Source organism: Brachybacterium sp. GU-2 (assembly GCF_030866705.2).
Taxonomy (GTDB): Bacteria; Actinomycetota; Actinomycetes; order Actinomycetales; family Dermabacteraceae; genus Brachybacterium; species Brachybacterium conglomeratum.
The window spans coordinates 2,265,100-2,286,232 of record NZ_CP133037.2 but is presented as its reverse complement, the minus strand read 5'-3'; the positions used below and the strand labels follow the sequence as shown (position 1 = coordinate 2,286,232).

Below are 21,133 nucleotides of genomic sequence, written 5' to 3'. Positions count from 1 at the left end.
ATGAGGGCGCCGCAGCGTCCAGCTCCCCAGTATGAGCACGCTCCCGGTCCCGACGGAACGATCCGGCGGCGAAACACACAGGGTGTGCACGAGCCGTGCGGCCTCGCTCACACCGCCCCCGGGCGACGCGCCGAGCGCCCTACCCCTCGGTCCGGGCCTCCCACCAGGCACGCAGCTCCTGCTCGGCGCGCTCCTCGCCGAGCGGACCGTGCTCCATCCGCAGCTCGAGCAGATGCTTGTACGCCTCGCCCACCTCGCGGCCGGGCGGCAGGTCGAGGATCTCCATGATCCGGTTGCCGTCGAGGTCGGGACGGATCCGCCCGATCTCCTCCTGCTCGGCGAGATGGTCGATGCGGGCCTCGAGCTCGTCGTAGGCGCGGGCGAGGGTGCGGGCCTTGCGCTTGTTGCGGGTGGTGACGTCGGCGCGGGTGAGACGGTGGAGGTGCTGCAGCAGGTCGCCGGCGTCGGTGACATAGCGGCGCACGGCGGAGTCGGTCCATGGGGAGTCGACGTAGCCGTGGAAGCGCAGGTGCAGCTCCACCAGGCGCGCCACCTTCTTGGTGGTGTCCTTGTCGAAGGTCAGGGCCTTCATCCGCTTCGCGGTCATCTTCGCGCCGACGGTCTCGTGGAAGCGGAAGGTCACCGCGCCGCCGTCCTCGAAGCGGCGCGTGGCCGGCTTGCCCACGTCGTGCATGAGCGCGGCGAGGCGCAGCACCAGGTCCGGGCTCTCGCAGGGGCCTCCCGAGCCGGCAGGGCTCTCGAGGTCGATGGCCTGGTCGAGCACGGTGAGGGTGTGCTCGTAGACGTCCTTGTGGTGGTGGTGCTCGTCGATCTCGAGCTGCAGGGCCGGCAGCTCGGGCAGCACGTGCGCGGCAAGGCCAAGCTCGGTCATCAGCTCGAGGCCGCCGCGGGGGTGGGCGCCGAGCATGAGCTTCACGAGCTCCTCCCGCACCCGCTCGGCGGAGACGATGGTGATCCGCTCGGCGAGCCGCTCGATCGCGTCGGCTGTGGCGTCCTCGATGCGGAAGCCGAGCTGGGCGACGAAGCGGACCGCGCGCATCATCCGCAGCGGGTCGTCGTCGAAGGACTGCCCGGGCGCGACCGGGGTGCGCAGCAGGGTGCGGGCGAGGTCGGCGAGCCCGTCGAAGGGGTCGACCAGCTCGAGGGAGGGCAGGCGCACCGCCATCGCGTTGACGGTGAAGTCGCGGCGCGAGAGATCGCCTTCGAGGGTATCGCCGTACTCGACCTGCGGCTTGCGGGAGGCCGGGTCGTAGGACTCGGTGCGATAGGTCGTGATCTCGACCTTCACCCCGTCGCGCACCCCGCCGAGGGTGCCGAAGTCGCGCCCCATGTCCCAGATCGCGCCGTCCCGCGTCCAGGAGCGGAGGATCGCCTCGGTCTGCTCGGGGCGGGCGGAGGTGGTGAAGTCGAGGTCGGCGCTCGAGCGGCCCAGCACCGCGTCCCGCACCGGCCCGCCCACCAGGGCGAGCTCGTGGCCGGCGGCCTCGAACAGCCTGCCCAGCTCGTGGACCTCCTCGGGCAGCGCCCGGAACATCGAGGCGGCACGGGTGCGGGCGGTCGCGAGGCGCTCGGCGGTCTCGTCGGCGGGGTCGGTCACGGGCGGTCCTGTCCGGGGGAGGAGGGGATGGAGATGTCGTGGAGGCGGGCGCGCCTCCTCGGGGCCTCTACGGTAGCGGCCGCTTACAGTGTCCCCATGCCGTCGTCCCTTCCCGCCGCGCGCCCGGTGCTCGCGGCACTGCTGACGGTGCTGGTCATCGCCTCGTCAGTGCTGGTCAGCGGCCCGGCAACCCTTCTCCCGGCGGCGCAGGCCGCGCCCGCGGCGAGCCCGTCGGCCCCGCCCGTCCCGGCCGAGGACGCACCGGTGACCATGGACCTCGTCTCATTGACCCCCACCTCCCTCGCCCCCGGCGGCACGCTGCGGGCCGAGGTCGAGGTGATCAACGCCTCCTCCGAACCGCTGACGGACCTCGACCTCGAGCTGCGCACCCGCAGCTCCCGGGTCACCGACCGGGAGGTCCTCGCGAGCTGGCAGGCGGACACCGCCCCCGACACCGAGGGCCCGGCGATCGCCACCTCCTCCGGGACCCCGCCCGCGAGCCTCGCGCCCGGAGAGAGCACCACCCTGGTCGTCGAGGCCACCGCCGAGCAGCTCGGCTACTCGGAGGAGACCTACTACTGGGGGACCCGCCGCGTCTCCCTCACCGCCGTCGCGGACGACGAGCCCCTCGCGGGCCTGCGCACCTTCGCGGTGTGGCGCCCCGACGGCGCCGACGCGAGAATCACCCAGTCCACGCTGCTGCCGCTGTCCGAGGCCGACGCCGCCTCCGCGGTGCTCGCCCCGGAGGAGCACGCGGCCTCCGCCGAGCAGGGGCGGCTCGACGCTCTGCGGGCCCTCGCCGCCCGCGAGGACGTCGACTGGTGGCTGGATCCCGCGCTGATGGATCCGCCGACCCTGCCCGAGCCCGCGGCCGATGGCGAGGAGGGGCAGGACGGCGAGGGGTCCGCGGCCTCCTCCGCGCTCCGCCCCGACCCGGCATCCACCGCGATCGCCGACGAGCTCGACGCCGCCGTCGGCGAGCGCACCGTGCTCGCCGCCCCCTACGCGGGCGCCGATCTGGTGAGCCTGCGGGAGTCCGGGGCGCTGCTGCTCGAGGGCGCCGCCCGGGACGCGGCCGACGGGGTGTGGGAGGCCCGCGGCATCTCCCCCCGCGCCCAGGTCCTCGGCGTCCCCGGCGCAGAGGCGGATGCCGAGGCCCTCGAGGACATGATCGAGGTCGGCGCGACCGCGGCCGTGGTGCCCTCCAGCTCGCTGCGCCCCGACCCGAGCTCCGCGGTGACCCCGAGCTCGGTGGGCGTGTACGAGTCCTCCCGCACCGAGGGCGCGCAGCTCTCCGTGCTCGCCCCGGATCCCGTGCTCTCCGGGGAGTTCTCGCAGCTGACCGGGAACTCGGACGCGGAGCAGACCCGTCAGCGGCTGCTCGCCGAGACCGCCACGATCGCCTCCGAGTACACCGACGCGCCCCGCCACCTGCTGATCTCCCCGTCGGCCGGGAAGGACCTCGACCCCGCGGCCGCCGGGTCGGTGCTCGACGCCCTCGCCGAGGCGCCGTGGATCGAGTCGGGCCGCACCTCGACGCTGCTGGACACCGCGGACCAGCAGGCCTGGACCACCGACCCGAGCGCCGACGGCGAGGAGCCGTACGCCCTCGGCCGGCTGCAGGACGAGGACGTGCATCCCAGCGGCCCGACCGACGACGGCACCTGGCGGGTGCTCGAGGAGACGGTCGAGGCGCAGGCACCGGACCCGGCGGTCCTCGAGGACCTCGAGGGCACCTGGCGCCGGCTCGACGCGCTCGGCGCGGCGATGGAGGACGACGCCCCGCTGGACGCCGCGCGACGCGAGATCCTCGGTGCGACCTCCGTCGCCTGGCGCGACGACCCCGAGACCCCGGCCGCGCGGGCGCAGGACGCCTCCGAGCGGGCCGACGCCCTGCAGGACCGGATCCAGGTGGTCCCCGCCTCCGGCTACAACGTCGTCTCCGACTCCGCGGCCGTGCCGATCACGATCACCAACGGCCTGGACACGCCGATCACGGTGAAGGTCACGGTCACCTCCGACCGGCCTCTGGTCCAGGTCGGGGAGCCGGCCGTGGTCACGGTCCCGGCGCACGGCCAGACCACCGCGAGCGTGGACGTGACGGCGATCGCCAACGGCTCCGTCACCCTCACCACCGCCCTCACCACCGAGGACGACCGGCAGCTGACCGACCCCGTCGACGTGCCGCTGACGGTGAACCCGTCGTGGGAGAACTGGACCACGCTCCTGCTGGTGATCGCGATGGGCCTGCTGGTCGTCGTCGGCGTCGCCCGCGCGCGCCGCACCGGCTCCAGCACCCGCGCCCCCGCGATCCGGGGCCCCGAGGACCCGGAGGAGCTCGCCCGCACGGGCCGCACCACGCTGGACACCTCGGTGCCGGAGCGGGCCTGGGTCGAGCGGGCGAGGCACCGCGCCCCGGACCCGGCCGACGATCCCGACTCCGACGACGCCACAGCCCCCGACGACACCCCCGAGGAGGACCCCCGATGAGCACCACCCGCCGGGTCCACAGGGTTCATCACATTCCCCGCCATCGCCGCCACGGCAGCCCCTCCAGCCGCTCGCGGCTGCTGCAGGCGAGCGTGCTCATGGCCTCGGGCTCGATGGTCTCCCGCCTGCTCGGCTTCGTGCGGAACTTCCTGTTCGGCGCGATCCTCGGCGGCTCCATGTCCTCGGCGGCCAACGCCTTCTCCGCCGCGAACACCCTGCCCAACACCATCTGGCTGCTCGTGGGCGGCGGCACCCTGAACGCGATCCTGGTGCCCGCGATCGTGCGCGCCGTGAAACGGCCCGACCGCGGCAGCGACTACATCTCGCGCCTGATGACCCTGGTCGCGGTGCTGTCCCTCGGCGTGACCGTCGTGTGCATGGTGGCGGTGCCGCTGCTGCTCACCCTCACCAGCGGCGTGCTGCCGCCGGCGACCTATGCGCTCGCGGTCCAGCTGGGCTACTGGATGATGCCGCAGATCTTCTTCTCGGCCCTGTACGTGATGTGCGGGCAGCTGCTGAACGCCCACGACTCATTCGGCCCGTACCAGTGGGCGCCGGTGCTCAACAACCTCGTCGGCATCGTCGGGGCGGCGCTGTTCCTGGGTCTGTGGGGCACCGTCGGCGATCCCGCGCAGTGGACGATCCCGATGATCGCGGCGATGGCGCTGATCAACGTCGGCGGCTCCGCGGCGCAGGTCGTGTTCCTGTTCTGGTACGTCAAGAAGCTCGACCTGCGTCTGCGCCCGAAGTGGGGGCTGCGCGGCCTGGGGCTCGGCAAGCTCTCCCGGATCGGGCTGTGGTCGCTGGCGATGCTGGGGCTCGGGCAGCTGGGCATCTGGGCGTCCCGCTGGGCGACCGGCGGCGCGGTGCGGATGACCGAGCAGCTGCAGGGCCAACCCGAGCTCGCGGCCCGCTATCCGGCGCTGCTGACCCTGGAGTGGGCCTATCTCGCGTTCATGATCCCGCAGGGCATCATCGCGGTCACCCTGGTCACCGCCGCGTTCCCGTCCATCTCCCGCAGCGCCGCCGCGGAGGACCATGCCGGGGCGCTGGCCCGCTACACGGACACCAACCGGATGCTGTCGGTGCCGATGGTGCTGTGCACGGCAGTGTTCGTCGCGCTGTCCGGGCCGATCATGTGGGTGATCGGCGGCGGCACCGGCGAGATCGGCGCCCGCGCCAACGGCAGCGTGCTGGTCGCCTACATGCTGGGGCTCATGCCCTTCGCGTCCCTGTACCTGATCAAGCGGCTGTTCTACGCCTACGAGGATGCGCGCACCCCGTTCCTCGCGCAGATCCCGATCGCCGCGGTCACGCTGATCTCCGTGCCGGTGATCCTCACGCTCGTGGATCCGCAGTACGCGGCGATCAGCGCGGCGGGCGCGACCAGCCTCGGCAACCTGCTGGCCTGGCTGTTCGGTCTGTGGCAGCTGCGCCGGCACGCGGCACGGCACGAGGTGGCGCCGCCGAGCCTGCGCGCCGAGGCGCTGCTGCTCGGGAAGCTGATCGCCGCCGGCGCGGTGAGCTGGGCGGCCGGCACGGGCCTCGTGGCCCTGCTCGACGGCCTGATCTGGCAGCACCGCGCGCTCGCGGTGGTGCTCGGCATGGTGATCGGCGCGGTGATGATCGTGGTGTTCACGGCGGCGGGGCACGTGCTGCGCGTGCCGGAGGTGCGCCAGCTGGTCGGCACGACGCGACGCCTGGTCCTGAGGCTGCGCCGTCGCGGAGCGGGGGCGACCTCGTAGCATGGTCGACGCAGATGACGGGCACCGACCCGCCGGACGAGGAGAGGGAGGGTCCGTGAGCACGAACCCCGAGCAGGATGCACTGCACGCGAGGTGGACCCTCGAGGGCAGGATCCCGCTGTCCGGTGTGGCCGACGGCGCCGTCTGGCGCCGCGCTCGCTCCGTCGCGACCGGCGAGTCCGTGGTGCTGTTCATCGTCCGCGGCGAGGCCGCGCTCGAGGCGGCCGATGCGGTGCGCCGCGCCTATCTCGTCGAGGAGCCCCGTCTGCTGCCCGTCCGGGAGATCGTCGTGCTCGACGACCCCCGGGAGGAGTCCGACACCACCGCGACCGGCGCGCCCGAGGACGGGCCGACGACGGTCGTGGAGTACCCCATGCCTCCCGCCCCGCCGCTCGCGGCGCTGCTGACCGATGGTCCGATGCACCCCGAGACGGCGCGCGCGATCATCGGCGAGGCGGCGACCGGTCTCGAGGCCGCGAGGCGCCGCGGCGTGCGCCATCAGTTCCTCGACTCCAACCGCGTCTTCGTCGACACCCGCTCCGGCGGCGTGCACATCCTCGGCATCGGCGTCGAGGCCGCCTCGCACCCCGGTCTGGACCGCTCCCGGGAGGTCGCCTCCTTCCAGGACACCGCGGCGCTGGTCGCGCTGCTCTACCGGGCGCTCACGGGCCGCACCCCCCAGCACGACGGCACCGGCACCGTGCCGCGGCCCTCGACGCTGGTGGACACCGACATCCCCGCGGACCTCGACCTGCTGTGCGACCTGGTGCTCAACGAGTCCGCCGACGACATCCCCGAGACCACCCGCGGGCTGATCGAGGCGCTCGAGCCGTGGCAGTCCATCCCGGTGACCTTCGAGGCGTATCCGCGCGGCACCGCAGGCGGCGACGCGTCCGGCGCCGGAGAAGCACCGGCCGACCGCGCTGCCTCGGGCGCCAGCGCGGCCTCGGGCGGCGGCGATCACCAGGAGGCCGAGGCGGAGGCCGCGTCCCAGGCCGCGCGCGAGGACGAGGAGCGGGGCGCCGCGGGCCCGGCCGTCGCCGCAGGGGCTGCCGGAGCGGCGGCGGGTGCAGCCGCGGCCGCAGGCACGTCGGCGGCGCAGGGGCCTTCGGGCGCGGGTGCCGGGGTGACGACCGGTGGCGACGCCGGCTCCCTCCCGGATGCGGACGGCGCCGGCGATGCCGGCGCCGCTGATCGCGCCGTCGGCCCCGCTTCGACCGATGCCACCTCGGCTGATGCTGCCTCGACCGAGAACGGCCCTGACGACGCCGGACCTGCTGACGTGGAGCCGGGCGACGTCGGCGAGAGGACGCCGGCCCTTCCACCCGTCGACGACTCCGCGGAGCGCGCAGGCGCGGAGCAGGTCGTCGACGTGCAGTCGGCGGCCGCTCGACCCGACAAGGCGCAGGCCGCGGCGAGCGAGAACGCTTCCGTCCCCGCTGCGAGCGCAGCCACCACGGACGAGGAGCTGTCCACTGAGGACGGCTCCTCCTCGAGCCAGGACGCCCCTGCCGGCGAGGAGACGCCTGCGGAGACCTCCGGGGAGAGCCCTGCGGCGCCGCGGGAGGACCACTCCGCGGCGGCCGCGACCCTCGTGAAGGACCTGCATCTCGACGAGAAGCGGGGCACCAGCCCATTCCCGGGCCACCTCGACATCACCCAGCCCCGTCGGCCCCAGGCGGAGGCCGCCCAGGCGACCGACGCGGAGCAGGACTCCGCCGTGTCGGGAACCGGTGCGCCGGCCGCGGCGGGCCTCGTCGGAGCGGCCGGCGCAGCGGGAGCCGCAGGCGCCGCCGCAGCGCAGTCCCCGTCGGCCGGGCAGTCCGCGTCGGCCGAGCCCGAGGCGACGCAGCAGATCCCCTCGCGCACCTCGGGGACGCACTGGCCGCTGAGCCCCGCCGGTTCGCCCGCGGGCAGCGACGGGCGCGCCGAGCAGCCGGGGGTCGGCGCGATCGCGCCGACGGCGGACCATGCCGCCCCCACCCCGTCGGTCGCTCCCCAGCAGGCCAGCGCCGCGGAGCAGAGCGGGACCGCGGGCGAGGACGAGCCCACCGCGGCGATGCCCGCCGTCGGCGCCGCCGCAGGCCCCGCAGCCCATGAGACCGGCCCGATCGTGGTCCAGGGCCGCCGCACCTCCTACCTGGACGAGACCCCCGAGGAGACGACGGTCCCGCACTCGCGCGGCTCCCTGCTGCGCGACGTGGTCGGCGTCGCCGTCGACGCCGACGATCCGGACACCTTCGCCCTCGGCCCCCGGGACCGGGAGAAGCGCTCCCTGCAGTCGCAGTGGATCGTCGTCGGCGGCGTCATCGTGGTGATGCTCGCGCTGGTCTTCGCGGTCACCGCGATCACCCGCGACCTCCGCGAGATCATCGCCGACCCGCTGGCGACCGCCACGCCCCAGACCAGCGCCCCAGTCGAGGAGGACACCGGCGAGGCGCCCGCCGAGCCGACCCCGACGGACACGGAGGAGCCGGAGCTGCCCGCCCCCGAGCTCACCGGCGTCGAGGTGTTCACCCAGGGCACCGACCTCGAGCCCGACAACGCCGATCAGCAGGACCGCATGACCGACGGCGACCCGGGGACCTTCTGGTCGACCAAGCACTACCAGAGCGCCGACTACGGCGGTCTCAAGGAGGGTGCGGGCGTGCGCCTGACCTTCGCCGAGCAGTCCACGCTCAGGAGCGTCAAGGTCACCACCGCGCGCAACACCGGCGGGCTGATCGAGCTGCGGGCCGTGCACGACGACGGCTCCCTCGGCGACGTGCTCGCCAGCGGCGAGCTCGCCGGCGACGGCGAGGTGCTGCTGGAGACCCCGGAGCCCGTCGAGGCCGACAAGGTCGCGCTGTGGATCCCGGAGCTGCCGCCGGACAGCAACGAGCAGGGCCGCTACCGCGCCCGCATCGCGGAGATCCAGGTCGGATGACCCCCGCACTGTGCGCCGGGGCCCTGCACGACGTGGGGGCCCCGGCAGGCCGCGCATCCGCTCGGTGCTCGGCATCCCGCTGCCGATGATGATCCTCGCCCTGGTCATCGCGGCACTGCTCGGCGTGCAGCTCGCCACCGCTCTGGAGCAGTCCACGACCAGCGCCTCCCACATGGCCGGGGCCTCCGTCGACTCCGCCTCGGGCACCGGGAAGAATTCGACCGGTCTCCCCGTTGTCACTGAGGCGACCCTCGGCACCGAGGTCCAACGGCTCGTCGACACCGGCACGATCCAGCCGATGACCAGCTTCGATGCCGCGCAGTGCCTGCAGGAGCAGGGCATCACCGAATCGATCCTGATCATGGAGGAGGTCTCATGGGGCGGGGAGGACACCACCGGCTGGCTGCTCGTCCACGGCCCCGTGGACCGCGACACCCTGCGCGCGAACGGCGGCATCATCTCCGCGACGGTCGTGCTTCCCACCTGCGGGACCGGCGCGAACGACGAGGACCCCGGACAGGACCGCCTCTGGGCCGGGCACGTGATGATCGGCTCGCTCTGACCCCGTCGGCCGCTCCCCAGCCCCCATACTGGACGACGGTCCTCCCGCCGACCGCCTCCGCCCCATTCCACGGAAGGACACCCTCATGACCCAGCCGATCCAGGCCCTCAACATCCTCGGCGGCCCCGCACCGGCCGCGCAGCCGCTCGTGCAGCCCGTCGCGAACGACGACGGCACCGTGCACGAGGTCGTCATCGTCGGCTCCGGCCCGGCCGGCTACACCGCCGCGATCTACACGGCGCGCGCCGAGATGAAGCCGATCGTCATCGCGGGCGCCCTCGACGCGGGCGGTGCGCTCATGACCACCACCGACGTCGAGAACTTCCCCGGCTTCCCCGAGGGCGTGCAGGGTCCCGAGCTGATGGCCTCCTTCCAGGAGCAGGCCGAGCGCTTCGGCGCCGAGGTCGTCTACGAGGATGCCGTGGATCTGCAGCTCGACGGCGACGTGAAGAAGGTGACTCTCGAGGACGGCACCGTGTACCGCGCGAAGTCGCTGATCATCACGACCGGCTCCGCCTATCGCAAGCTCGGCATCGACGGCGAGGCGGACCTCTCCGGCAAGGGCGTCAGCTGGTGCGCGACCTGCGACGGCTTCTTCTTCAAGAACCAGGACATCGTCGTGGTCGGCGGCGGCGACAGCGCCGTCGAGGAGGCCACCTTCCTCACGCGCTTCGGCAAGTCGGTCACCCTCGTCCACCGCCGCGACGAGCTGCGCGCCTCGAAGATCATGGCGCGCCGCGCCGAGGCCGATCCGAAGCTCTCCTTCGCGTGGAACAGCGAGATCGTGCGGATCAACGGCCGGGACAAGGTCGAGTCCGTGACCCTGCGCGACACCGTCACCGGGGAGGAGCGCGACCTCGTGACCTCCGCGGTGTTCGAGGCGATCGGGCACCTGCCCCGCACCGACCTGGTGCGCGGCAAGCTCGAGCTCGACGACGAGGGATACATCGTCTGCCAGGGCCGCAGCACGTTCACCTCCGTGCCCGGCGTCTTCGCCGCCGGCGACGTCGTGGACCACACCTACCGCCAGGCCATCACCGCCGCCGGCACCGGCTGCCAGGCCGCGCTGGACGCCGAGCGCTGGCTCGCCGACCGCGCCGCCGGCATCGACGCCGCGGCCGACGCCGAGCAGCCCGTGGTGGAGGCCGTCTCGCAGTGACCGTCCCGGCGGTGCCCGAGCCGGCAGTGCCCGAGGCCGAGTCGCCCGTCCGCCCTCCTCGCGTCCCCTCCCGGGGGACCGCGGGGAGGGCGGACGTCGTCCTGCCCGCGCAGCAGCGCGCCCACGGCGAGGGCCCGCCTGACGCATCGCGGGACGCGGAGCGGGTGCCGGTGCTCGTGCTGGTGAGCGCGCACTGGGCGGCGCCGTCCCGTCCCGCCCCCACGCTGCTCAGGGAGCTGTCCCGGCGCTGGGGGACCTCCATGCAGTGCCTCCTCGTCGAGGACCCGGAGGACGCCTTCCTGGACCGCTGGGCTATCGAGCACCTTCCCACCTGGCTCCGCTTCGTCACCGACGACGAAGACGGCGAGCAGAGCGAGCTGCACGGCCTCACCCCCGGGGAGAGGAGCTCGTCGTGGACGGCCCGTGGCGGCTCACGCACCGGCGCAGCGGAGCGCTGCCCAAGCACGTCGTGCACGCAGAGCTCGGGCCCGAGGCGAGCTGAGGGGGAGCCTCTGCGGCCGCGGGATCGCCCGCGGCAGCACCGGTGTCTCGAGACCGTGCCTTCGCGCCCGCGGGCAGGACGAGCTGTCGGCGGCGACGTCCCGACGACATGCTGCCGTGTCCGCATCTGGCTGCACCCAGCGAGGTGGACGCCGCGGCCGACGCGACGGACTCGCGCTGAGCCCGACGATGCGTGTCATCCAAGGCGTTGTCCACGTCGTGTCAACCTAGGTGCAACCGCACTCGCTGACGTGCACGGACGGTATGTCCACATCGATATCCACATGGCTATCCACAGAACTGTCCTCGTCTTTCCACAAGGTTATCCACAACTGGGTGTGGATGACGGTGGAACTTCTCTGACCACGACCTTCGTCACGGAAATGCCCCTGACCTGCGGGTCCAGCAGATCTGCAGTTCAGCTGACGTCCGCTCCAGGATGTGCTGCAGGGCCCGATGTATCTTAGGTCATATTCTGGGAGGTTGGTCTGCTGCAGTTGTCCACAGGGTTCTGCACACTGTGCATGAATGCCGATGGTGCACGTGAATCACAAGGCAGGCGGAGGGGGACGCGCGCCGCACCACTCCGCTCCCGTGGGCATCCGCCGCCATCATGCAGACATCAAGACGACGAACACCACTCCAAGCTCGGTGCCGCACTGCTTCCGCGCGGAAGGCCACTGACTCGCCCGGTGCACGGGAAGCAGCGCTCCATGCCCGATCCACAGGAGCAGTGCCGCCCGGAAAAGCACAGGGGTTGGCGGTGGGAGGAGAGTGAGCACGTCACGTGTGACTCGACCGGCCAGGCCCCCTGGCCCGTCGACCATCACCGCGCAGTGTTTACCGTGAAACTCTCCTGATCAGTTCAGTCAGGCGTCCGCGGACCGCGAAGGCGTTCGCTCAGCGATCCGCTGGGCGGGACGTGCGCTTCCCGGCGGTTTCACGACGAACGGTGTCTCGCAGGAGACACACTCGCTTGGGCGGAATACGTGTGCGCTCAGAGCTGCTGGCTGAGGACGCATCCACGTCAGGGGGGTAGCGCGTCAGTCGTTGGTCATGAGGTACTGGAGTTGCCGCCGCCCCTCCGATGTTCTCCGCGCGGCTGGATAGTCCACACAGCCGTTCCATGTGCAACGAACAGGTCCAAGACTGCACAGAGCGCAGTACAAGTTCGACGTGACGCCGAGCCCACCACCTCAGGGGACCAGCCACTTCTGGCGAGACGGAGCCGCACAGTCGACAGCACGGGATGGGAAGGCGAAGCAGGGTTTGCAACTGACGACCTGCAGAGCCCCCGCGCGCGCCGTTTCACGGGAAACTGCCAGTCGTGCTGCGGGTGTAGTGACCGCCCCGACGCACTGCCGTCGTGCGGGTTTCACGTGAAGCAGGCTCTGTCCAGGGGACAGCGGATCGCACGCCTCTAGGCTGCGGCACACGATGCCGGAGTCGGTACCCATCAGCGTTCCACGGGGAACTCATCCACATCCCACTGAACGCGAGCCGCGGCCCGCAATCGTCAGGTGCTCCTTGGCGTCGCGCGGTCCACGTAGATCCACAGAGGGAAGCGGCCTTCGCAGACCTATCCGGGGAGTTCCCACACCATGTTTCACAGCAAAAGCTGCCATAGGACCGACGGTTGAGAGGTCATCCGGCTAAGCGTGCATACGGCCACATGGGATGCGCACACGAAGCGACGAGCCCAAGGCCGGACGCTTCATCGAGGCCCGGTGCAGCCGGACGCGCGGCCGTACAGCATCACCGTCACAACCAGCAGTTCCACGCGAAACCTCAAAGGCCGAGTTCCGGCAACGCACATGCGGTTGCTCGATCGCATTCGGCCGGACACGCCATACAGTCGTCGCGAGCGGCTTCGCCTGCCAAGCCGATGTTTCACGCGAAACGAGGTGCAGGTCCACTTCCCGTTCACTTCTGATGCGGGTCGCGCCACGCACTCACTGCGATCGGGAGAGTGAACGCGTCCTACCCGGGTCGGTCTCGATCCTGCTGCACCCACAAGAGAAGGGCTCACCAGCTTGTTTCACGTGGATCACTAGTTCACGATGCACCCTCGCCGCGGACTAGGGCGCCCGCCGCGATGGAGTCAATCGTGCCCGGACACGTGTGTTTCGCGGGAAACGTCAGCGGCCCGAGGGTTGTGCGGTCCTCCAGAGCGGGCTCTGCCCCGCTGCGCTGACGTCGATCGTAGTGCGTAGAGTGGGCGACGTTGACACCTCGGAGAGGGAAGCGACCCAGTGACGGTTCACGTAAAACTACTTCCTACCGCGGCTTCGACCACAGACGCGACACCGGAACTCTGCCTATGACACGTCCCATGTCGCGCGAAGTGACAGACGAGCGGTCAGAAGGCCTTGGTCGGCGGACTTCGGCCAGCGTTTCGCGTGAAACAGAGCGGTGGGTAAGGCGGCATGACGGGGGCACTGCAACAGATTCGGCATTCGTCCCCGCGACAGTCCGGTTCCACGTGGGAGCCACAGGCACGGCAGAGGCGAGGCAGCCCGTCCCCCGGAAGCGGCGGACTCTCCTCCTTCGAAGATCATCCACTGCGAGCTCTGGAATGCTCGTCCCAGGACCATTCGACTCGGTTTCCCGTGGAACTCCACAGGGGAGGGAGTCAGCCGAAGCCGGCGCTGCATAAATGGCATCATATGCTCGCGCAGGCATTCGCGGGACGCGGAGCATCTCTGCGCCGACCGCTGAGGCCGTTGAGAATCTGCCGCGAGGAGCTAGATGTTTCCCGCGAAACCACGAGGAACAGCGGCGCCTACTGACTCCGCTTCCACAAGGGTGCACACAACTGTGGACATCCGCTCCCCGATGGAGCAGCGCAGTCCACAGAGTTGTGCACAACGGTGGACAAGCTCCGCTCAGCACTCTGGCCTGCACCGATGGCACGGGCAACACGCCCCGGTGCGGGGTGATGTGAGGCTGCGGGGGAAATGGAGGACGCGTGCGTCCACACCGCGTGCACCGACCGGAGATGGCACATGCAGCGGCCATGTCAGATCCGTTTGAACTGTGACGCCGCTCACGCTAGAGCGGGGGCCCTTTCATTGAAGGGCCCCCTCGGCGTGCTGGTGCTCTTACGGGCGAACGGGGAGTTCGACCGGCGAGGGGGACGGGACGAGCACGCTATTGTCGGTCAGGAGAGGAACGCCCTCGTCATCGGGACGACGGCATGGCGCACGTTTCACGCCGCAGCACGTCAGCGCTCCAGCGAGCGGGTGCGGGCCGGACCCCGCACTCCCCGACTCACTCCGAGGCCGGGAGCTCCAGGCCCATGTTCTCCATGAGGCGTTCGAGGTCCTCGAGGTTCGTGAACTCGAGGGTGATCTTGCCCTTGCGCTTGCCCACATCGATGCGCACGGGCGCCTCGAGACGGTTCGACAGCCGGCTCGTCAGGTCCACGACGTGCGGGTCGTAGGTGCTGCGGCGAACGGTGCGGGGAGCCTGCTGCTGCCCGCCTTGTGCCACCAGACGCTCCACGGCGCGCACGGAGAGCCCCTCGCTCACGATCCGCTGGGCGAGCTCCTCCATGAGGGCCGGGTCGTCAAGCGACAGCAGCGCACGGGCGTGGCCGGCGCTGATCGCCCCGCTGACGAGACGTCGCTGCACGAGGGCGGGGAGCCGCAGCAGGCGGAGCGTGTTCGTGATCTGGGGGCGAGAGCGGCCGATGCGCTCTCCCAGCTCGTCCTGCGTGCAGCCGAAGTCGTCGAGCAGCTGCTGGTAGGCGTTGGCCTCCTCCAGCGGGTTCAGCTGGGTGCGGTGCAGGTTCTCGAGGAGCGCGTCGCGCAGGAGGTCGTCGTCGCTGGTCTCGCGGATGATCGCGGGGATGGCGGTGAGGCCGGCACGGCGAGCGGCGCGCCAGCGGCGCTCGCCCATGACGAGCTCGAAGGACTCCCCGTCCTCGGTGACCGGGATCGGGCGCACCACGACGGGCTGAAGCACGCCGACCTCGCGAAGCGAGTGCGCGAGCTCGTCGAGCTCCTCCTCGTCGAACATGGTGCGCGGGTTGCGGGGGTTCTCCCGGACCTCGTGGATCGGAATCTCCGCGAATTCCGCGCCCGGGACGCTGACGAGGCCCTGGCTCTCGAGAGGAGCTCGTTCCGAGCCGGCGTCGGACTGTCCGGCAGCGTCGGAAGGCGTTTCCCCGCCATCGTCGCGCGCATCCTCATCGGGTACGACCGCAGCTGTGGGCTCGGCGTCCGTCCCAGAGGACTCATCGGTCGCAGAGGGCTCGTCGGCCGGCGCGGAGCTGTTCTCAGGGGCAGGGGCTTCCTGAGGGGTGGCAGTAGACTGCTCGGTCGTGGAGGGCTCGGCAGGCGCTGCCGGCTCGGCGTCCTCCGACGGGGCGGTGTCGCGCACTCGGGTGTACTCGACCGCCTCGACGTCGACGACCGGGCTGTCCTCGCCGCGCGCGGGGGTCTCCGACTCCGCGGAGGCGGCCCGCGGGGCCTCCTCCGGCGCGTCAGCGGTCTCGGGCTGCGCATCCTGCGCGCTCGACGCCGGGACCGTCGCCTCGTTCTCCGCGGCGGCAGGAGCGGCCTGCGAAGAAGCCTGCTCCTGCTCGGTCGTCGAGGAGGCGGCTCTCGGGACCTCGTCGGTCCTGATCGCAGCGGTCTCGTCGACCGCTCCGCCCGTCGCGGGGGCGGGGGTGGGAGCGGTCGGCGCCGAGGTGGTCCGAGGGGTCGTGCTCGCGTCCTTCGAGGCGGCGGTGCCCTCCGCGGGGCCGGTCGACTCGGCGGCGGCCGTGGGCGCGGCCGCGCTCTTCGCGCCGGCCTTGCTGTTAGCGCCGGTGGATCCCTTCGCCGGGGAGGAGGCGCCCTTCGAGCTGGAGGTGCTCCTCGCGGGCGAGGAGGTCCTGGACGAGGGGGTGCTCTTGGCAGTCCCGGTGCTCTTCGCGGCTCCCGAGCCCTTCGCGGTCGTCGACGGCTCGGACGTCGCCGAGGTGCCCTTCGACGCAGTGCCCTTCGACGCGGTGTTCTTCGTCGTCGTGCTCTTCGACGCAGTGCCCTTCGACGCGGTGCTCTTCGACGTGGTGCCCTTCGCGGCGGTGCCGGTCCCCTTGGACGCGGTGCGCCTGGACGCGGTCGAACGGGACCCGGTGCCCGCAGAGCTCGACGCGCCGCGCTTCGCCGCGGTGCCCTTGGAGGTCGTCGAGGCTTCGGTGGCCGTCCCGGCGGCGGAACCGCCGGCGTCCGCGCCACCGGAGGAGGTCGCGGCGCCGGAGCGCTTCGCGGTCGACGAGCTGCCGGAGCGGCCCGCGGTGCGGCCGCGTCGCTCGGCGGCGGCGCGCGCCATGCCAGTCGCCAGGTCACGGGCGCCGCCCCGCTGGGGGCGTCCTCGGAGGAGACCTTCTCGCCGGAGAAGAACATGTCCACGGGGCGAGTGCTCGACGCGGCGGAGCCGCCCTCCTCCTGCGGACGGGAGCGCGTGCGCAGCTCCTGCTCAGGAGCGGGCGAGGAGCCTGCCCCGGGATCAGGGCGCCGAGACCTCTGCCGAGTCCTCGCTTCTGCGTCATGGCCGTTGTCCTTCCGAGAAATGTCGTCACCGTCGGGGTGACCTCCGTGCCGGGCGCGACATCGCGCGGTGAGGGGAGGTCGAGGTCAGGGAGCGGGGCGGGAGTTCAGCTCGAAGGCCGCCGCCCGGTAGGCGAGCGCCCCGCTGGAGCCGGGATCGTAGGTGAGCACGGTCTGGCCGTAGCTCGGCGCCTCGGAGATCCTCACCGATCGCGGGATCGTGGTCTCGAGGGTCTGGTCGGGGAAGTGGTCCCGCACGTCCTGGGCGACCTGTGCGGCGAGCCGCGTGCGCGCGTCGTACATGGTCAGCAGGATGGTGGAGACCACGAGATCCGGGTTCAGGTGCTGCCGGATCAGGTCGATGTTGTTCAACAGCAGCGTCAGGCCCTCGAGCGCGTAGTACTCGGCCTGGATCGGGATCATCACCTCACGGGCCGCGACCAGCGCGTTGACCGTGAGCAGGCCGAGGGAGGGCGGGCAGTCGACGAGCACGTAGTCCAGGCGGGGCAGGCCCTGGGCCTCCCGCTCCTCGAGGTGCTCGCGGATGGCGTTGCGCAGCCGGTTCTCGCGGGCGACGAGGGAGACCAGCTCGATCTCGGCGCCGGAGAGGTTGATCGTCGCGGGGGCGCACTGCAGGCGCTCCATGTCCGGGACGTCCTGGACCACCTCGTACAGCGGCGCCGACTCGACCAGCACCTCGTACATGCTGGGCACCTCGGCATGGTGCTCGATGTTCAGCGCCGTGGAGGTGTTGCCCTGCGGGTCGGCGTCGATCACGAGCACGTGCAGGCCGCCCATGGTCAGCGCGGCCGCGAGGTTCACGGTGGTGGAGGTCTTCCCCACCCCGCCCTTCTGGTTCGCGATGGTCACGATCCTGGTGTGCTCGGGGGAGGTGAACTCGACCTCCTCCAGCTGCCGGCGGCGGGCGTGGTCCCGGGTGAGCTCGCGCATCAGCGGGGTGTCGTCCATCGACCCCGCCCCCTGGGAGGAGCCCTCGCGCTTCTCAGCCACGCGCATCTCCCTTCCTGCTCGCCTTCGGCCGGCGACGCACTTGGACCACTGTAGTGGGAACCTCGACCTCGCCCATCCCGTACCGGGTGATGGTGGGGTCGATCCCGCCGAGCTTCGTGAGCACCTTCTCGGCCTTCTCGATCTCGTCAGCGGCCGACGAGCCCTTCATCGCCAGCAGCAGCCCCTCCTCCTGCACCAGAGGGAGGGTCCAGCGGGCCAGCTTGTCCAGCGCCGCGACGGCCCGGGCGGTGACCACCTCGAACTCCCGCTCACCGTGCAGCTCCTCGGCACGGGCGCGGACGACCTCCAGGCCGAGGCCGAGCTCGGCGTCGACCTCCTCGAGCCAGGTGGTGCGACGTTGCATCGTCTCGATCAGCGTCACCTTCAGCTCGGGGCGGGCGATCGCGATCACGACGCCGGGCAGCCCGGCCCCGGAGCCGACGTCGGCCAGGGTCCTGACCGACGGGTCGATGGCGTCGGCCATCAGCGCACAGTTGAGCAGGTGGCGCTCCCAGAGTCGCTCCACCTCGCGCGGTCCGATCAGACCGCGCTCGGCACCCTGCTCGGCGAGCAGGGCGGCGAAGCGCTCGGCGAGCTGGAGCCGGTCGCCGAAGAGGCGCCCGGCCAGGGGCCGGAGCGATGCGGGGAGCGTCGTCACGGCAGGCCTCAGGACGCCGGGTAGATCACGACGTGACGGCCCTTGCCGTCGCCGTCGGACTCGGAGCGCAGCCCCTCGCGCTTGGCGACGTCGTGGACGACCTTGCGCTCGAAGGGGTTCATCGGCCGCAGCGGGACCGGCTGCCCGGACTCCTTCGCCTCGGCGATCGCGGAGGCGGCGAGCTCCTCGAGCCCGCCCTTGTGCTCGGCGCGGAAGCCGCCGATGTCCAGCATCAGGCGCGACCGGGCACCGGTGCGGGTCTGGACCGCGAGGCGCGCCAGCTCCTGCAGGGCGTCCAGCAGCTCGCCCTTGGGGCGGTTCAGCTGCGCGAGACGGTCCGCGCCGCGGATCTCCACGGAGGCGCGGTCGCCGTCCACGTCGATGTCGATGTCGCCGTCGAGGTCCGCGATGTCCAGCAGCTCCTCGAGGTAGTCGGCGGCGATGTCGCCCTCCTCCTCGAGGCGGCGCAGGCGCTCCTCGTCGGATTCTGCGTCGGACTCGGCGCCGTCCTCGTCCTCGGACCCGCTCTCGCCCGCGTGCTGCGGCTCGGCGGCCTCGCCGGAGCCGGCGGTCTCCGCGGAGCCGGCGGTCTCCGCCGCCTCGGCGGCCGGGGCGTCCGTGGCCTCGTGCGCCTGCTCGGCGGCGGTCTCGTCGGCCGACGACGGATCGGTGATGGTCTCGTTCATTCAGGGTCCTCCGGGAATGCAGGGATGGACGACCCGGGAGCGACCGTGCTCCCGGGCCGTGAGGTCACTTCTTCCGCTTCTTATTGCCCTTCTCCAGGGGAGAGCTCTTCGGCGAGGGCACCGGGAAGTCACCGGACTCCTCCTGCGCCCTGCGCCGCTCCTCGGCGGCCTTGGCGCGGGCCTCGCGGGCGCGCTGCAGCTTCTCCTCGTCGGAGAGCTTCCTGCCGCCCTTGTTCTTCGCGGAGGGCTGGACGCGGATCTGCCGCTCGGGCTCGGGATCAGGCTCCGAGACCTTCTTCGGCGGGGTGAAGTCCAGCGGCTCCAGACCCTTCCGCTCGCGCTTGGCGTTGATGCGCTCGTGGCGCTCCTTCTCCGCGTCGGAGCCGGGGGTGGGGGTCGCGCGGATGACGATGTACTGCTGGACGAAGGTCCACACGTTGGTGGTCAGCCAGTAGATGAGCACACCGATCGGCATGCCCGGCCCCGTGATCACGTAGATGAACGGGAGCATGTACAGCATCATCTTCTGGGTGCTGGCCATGGGGCCCTCGAGGGCGGCCTTGGGCATGTTCTTCATCGTCAGCTGCTTCTGCGTGATGAAGGTGACCGCGCACATCGCCGCGATGATGATGCCGGCGACGATCTTGGTGGTGATCCCGCCGTCGCCGGAGTTCAGGAAGCTGTCGGCGATCGTGACGTCGCCGACGATCGTCGAGTTGCTCGCGCTCTGCGCCAGCTCGGTGGTCAGCGGCCCGAAGGGCTCGCCCTCGGCGGCGTCGGGCAGCTTGTTGTAGAGCACTCGGAACAGGCCGAAGAAGATCGGCATCTGCAGCAGCACGGGCAGGCAGGAGGAGAACGGGCTGGCGCCGGCCTCCTTGTAGACCGCCATGGTCTCCTCGGCCATCTTCTGCCGGGACTCCTGGTCGGTCTTGCCCTTGTACTTCTTCTGCACGGCCTGCAGCTCGGGCGAGACCATCTGCATCGCGCGCGAGGCGCGGATCTGGCGCACGAACAGCGGGATGATCAGGGTGCGGACCACCGCGGTGAGGCCGACGATGGACAGCACCCAGGTGATGCCGGAGTCCGCCTCCATGAACAGCGAGAGGAGCGCATGGAACTTCACCATGAGCCATGCGACGGCCCACTCGATCGGGTACAGGGGATTCATCGGCCTGGTCTTCCTGCCGCACGGATGCGCATGTCGTTCATGCGAGGTGCCGGCTGTGGTCGGGAGTCTCGGTCAAGGGTAGGCCCTAGGGGGCCGGGTGCCGCAGTCGGCGTGGATTGCTCCACATGCCCGGCGCCGGGACCGGATCGAGCCCGCCGCGGGTGAGGGGATTGCAGCGGAGGATCCGCCAGGTGGTCAGCAGCGTCCCCTTCAGGGCTCCGTGCGTGCGCAGGGCGTCCATGCCGTACTGCGAGCAGACGGGGTCGTAGCGGCAGGCGGGCGGGGTGTAGGGCGAGATGCCCACCTGGTAGCCGCGCACCGGCAGCATCAGCAGCCGGCGCGGCAGGCGTCCCAATCGGCGCAGCGCGTTCTCGCGACCTCGCGCGCGCTCCGGCGGGCCGGCGCTCACCGCGACCGCTCCTCGCGGCGGGCGAGCTTGCGGGAGGCGGAGGCGAGCGCCGAGTCCACGTCCTCGCGGAGCTCGGCGAAGGGCTGCGCCTCGATGCCCGGCAGCGCCCGCAGCACGATCGCGCTGCCGGCGGGGAGGGTCTCGAGATGCGGGCGCACGATCTCGCGCAGGCGCCGGGTGACGCGGTTGCGCACCACGGCGTTGCCGATCTTCTTGGACACGACGAATCCCACGCGGGGTGCCTCCTCGCCCTGCGTGAGCAGGGTCAGGTGCACGACCACGTGGGATCGAGCGCTGCGCGCGCCACCGCGGGTGACCGCACGGAACTCGTCGCCGCTGTGGAGCCGGCGACTAGACCAGTACACGACGACGTGACGCCTCGGCCCTGGTCACCGTCGTCTCAGGCGGAGAGCTCGGCGCGGCCCTTGGCGCGGCGGGCGTTCAGGATGCTGCGGCCGGCGCGGGTGCGCATGCGGGCGCGGAAGCCGTGCTTCTTGGCGCGGCGGCGGTTGTTCGGCTGGAACGTGCGCTTGCTCATGGTTCTCCTCGATCGTGGGCACGGGCGTGCCCCTCGCGGTGGCGTGTGGTCTGCTGCGCGAACGGATGTCCGGGCGCACCCGCCGGGGCGGGGCGGCTGCCGTGTCCCACATCGGGACGGTGCCG

At 71.6% G+C, this 21,133-nt stretch carries 15 protein-coding genes; 6 read left to right on the top strand and 9 right to left on the bottom strand.

Features of this window, described 5'->3' with window-relative positions:
- Positions 1 to 139: 139 nt before the first annotated feature.
- Positions 140 to 1,618, bottom strand: coding sequence for a CCA tRNA nucleotidyltransferase (locus RBL05_RS10405; RefSeq protein WP_412523762.1), 1,479 nt, complete (start codon positions 1,616 to 1,618; stop codon positions 140 to 142).
- Between the two features lie 96 nt (positions 1,619 to 1,714).
- Here RBL05_RS10405 and RBL05_RS10400 point away from each other — a divergent pair, with 96 nt between their 5' ends.
- From RBL05_RS10400 to trxB, 5 genes are all read left to right on the top strand, one after another.
- Entirely contained in the window at positions 1,715 to 4,108 is a 2,394-nt protein-coding gene (locus RBL05_RS10400; protein WP_308739551.1) for a DUF6049 family protein, read from the top strand.
- Positions 4,105 to 5,853: a murein biosynthesis integral membrane protein MurJ gene (murJ, locus tag RBL05_RS10395; RefSeq protein WP_308739552.1), complete on the top strand. Its 1,749-nt coding sequence runs from the start codon at positions 4,105 to 4,107 to the stop codon at positions 5,851 to 5,853. Before RBL05_RS10400 ends, murJ begins: the two co-directional genes overlap by 4 nt.
- 55 nt (positions 5,854 to 5,908) lie before the next feature.
- Positions 5,909 to 8,779, top strand: coding sequence for a hypothetical protein (locus tag RBL05_RS10390; RefSeq protein WP_308739553.1), 2,871 nt, complete (start codon positions 5,909 to 5,911; stop codon positions 8,777 to 8,779).
- A 64-nt stretch (positions 8,780 to 8,843) separates the two neighbouring features.
- A complete protein-coding gene (locus RBL05_RS10385) occupies positions 8,844 to 9,341 on the top strand; it encodes a hypothetical protein (protein WP_318603633.1) in 498 nt (165 codons plus the stop codon).
- An 85-nt stretch (positions 9,342 to 9,426) separates the two neighbouring features.
- A complete protein-coding gene (gene trxB, locus RBL05_RS10380; RefSeq protein ID WP_308739555.1) occupies positions 9,427 to 10,500 on the top strand; it encodes a thioredoxin-disulfide reductase in 1,074 nt (357 codons plus the stop codon).
- Between the two features lie 3,771 nt (positions 10,501 to 14,271).
- Here trxB and RBL05_RS10375 read toward each other — a convergent pair.
- Positions 14,272 to 15,021 carry a ParB/RepB/Spo0J family partition protein gene (locus tag RBL05_RS10375; RefSeq protein ID WP_318603632.1) on the bottom strand — a complete coding sequence of 250 codons (750 nt, stop codon included), beginning with the start codon at positions 15,019 to 15,021 and terminating at the stop codon, positions 14,272 to 14,274.
- 367 nt (positions 15,022 to 15,388) lie between these two features.
- On the opposite strand from RBL05_RS10375, the gene RBL05_RS10370 reads away from it, so the two are divergent.
- On the top strand, positions 15,389 to 16,612 hold the full coding sequence (locus tag RBL05_RS10370; RefSeq protein ID WP_318603631.1) for a hypothetical protein: 1,224 nt from the start codon (positions 15,389 to 15,391) through the stop codon (positions 16,610 to 16,612).
- A 13-nt stretch (positions 16,613 to 16,625) separates the two neighbouring features.
- Here RBL05_RS10370 and RBL05_RS10365 read toward each other — a convergent pair whose 3' ends face one another.
- The 7 genes from RBL05_RS10365 to rpmH form a co-directional block, all read right to left on the bottom strand.
- Complete coding sequence (locus RBL05_RS10365) at positions 16,626 to 17,555, bottom strand: ParA family protein (RefSeq protein ID WP_308739558.1); 930 nt, start codon at positions 17,553 to 17,555, stop codon at positions 16,626 to 16,628.
- Positions 17,542 to 18,207 (bottom strand): 16S rRNA (guanine(527)-N(7))-methyltransferase RsmG, encoded by a 666-nt coding sequence (gene rsmG, locus RBL05_RS10360; RefSeq protein ID WP_308739559.1) that lies wholly within the window; start codon positions 18,205 to 18,207, stop codon positions 17,542 to 17,544. The genes RBL05_RS10365 and rsmG overlap by 14 nt, the downstream gene beginning before the upstream one ends.
- Before the next feature lie 8 nt (positions 18,208 to 18,215).
- The gene (locus RBL05_RS10355) at positions 18,216 to 18,893 is read right to left on the bottom strand and encodes a protein jag (protein ID WP_308739560.1); all 678 of its coding nucleotides are present in this window, start codon (positions 18,891 to 18,893) and stop codon (positions 18,216 to 18,218) included.
- A 64-nt stretch (positions 18,894 to 18,957) separates the two neighbouring features.
- Positions 18,958 to 20,061 carry a membrane protein insertase YidC gene (gene yidC, locus RBL05_RS10350; RefSeq protein ID WP_308739561.1) on the bottom strand — a complete coding sequence of 368 codons (1,104 nt, stop codon included), beginning with the start codon at positions 20,059 to 20,061 and terminating at the stop codon, positions 18,958 to 18,960.
- An 85-nt stretch (positions 20,062 to 20,146) separates the two neighbouring features.
- On the bottom strand, positions 20,147 to 20,470 hold the full coding sequence (gene yidD / locus RBL05_RS10345; RefSeq protein WP_263310759.1) for a membrane protein insertion efficiency factor YidD: 324 nt from the start codon (positions 20,468 to 20,470) through the stop codon (positions 20,147 to 20,149).
- A complete protein-coding gene (gene rnpA, locus RBL05_RS10340; protein ID WP_263310760.1) occupies positions 20,467 to 20,835 on the bottom strand; it encodes a ribonuclease P protein component in 369 nt (122 codons plus the stop codon). The genes yidD and rnpA overlap by 4 nt, the downstream gene beginning before the upstream one ends.
- A gap of 35 nt (positions 20,836 to 20,870) precedes the next feature.
- Positions 20,871 to 21,008, bottom strand: a complete 138-nt coding sequence (gene rpmH, locus RBL05_RS10335) for a 50S ribosomal protein L34 (protein ID WP_010552021.1) — start codon at positions 21,006 to 21,008, stop codon at positions 20,871 to 20,873.
- Positions 21,009 to 21,133 lie beyond the last annotated feature (125 nt).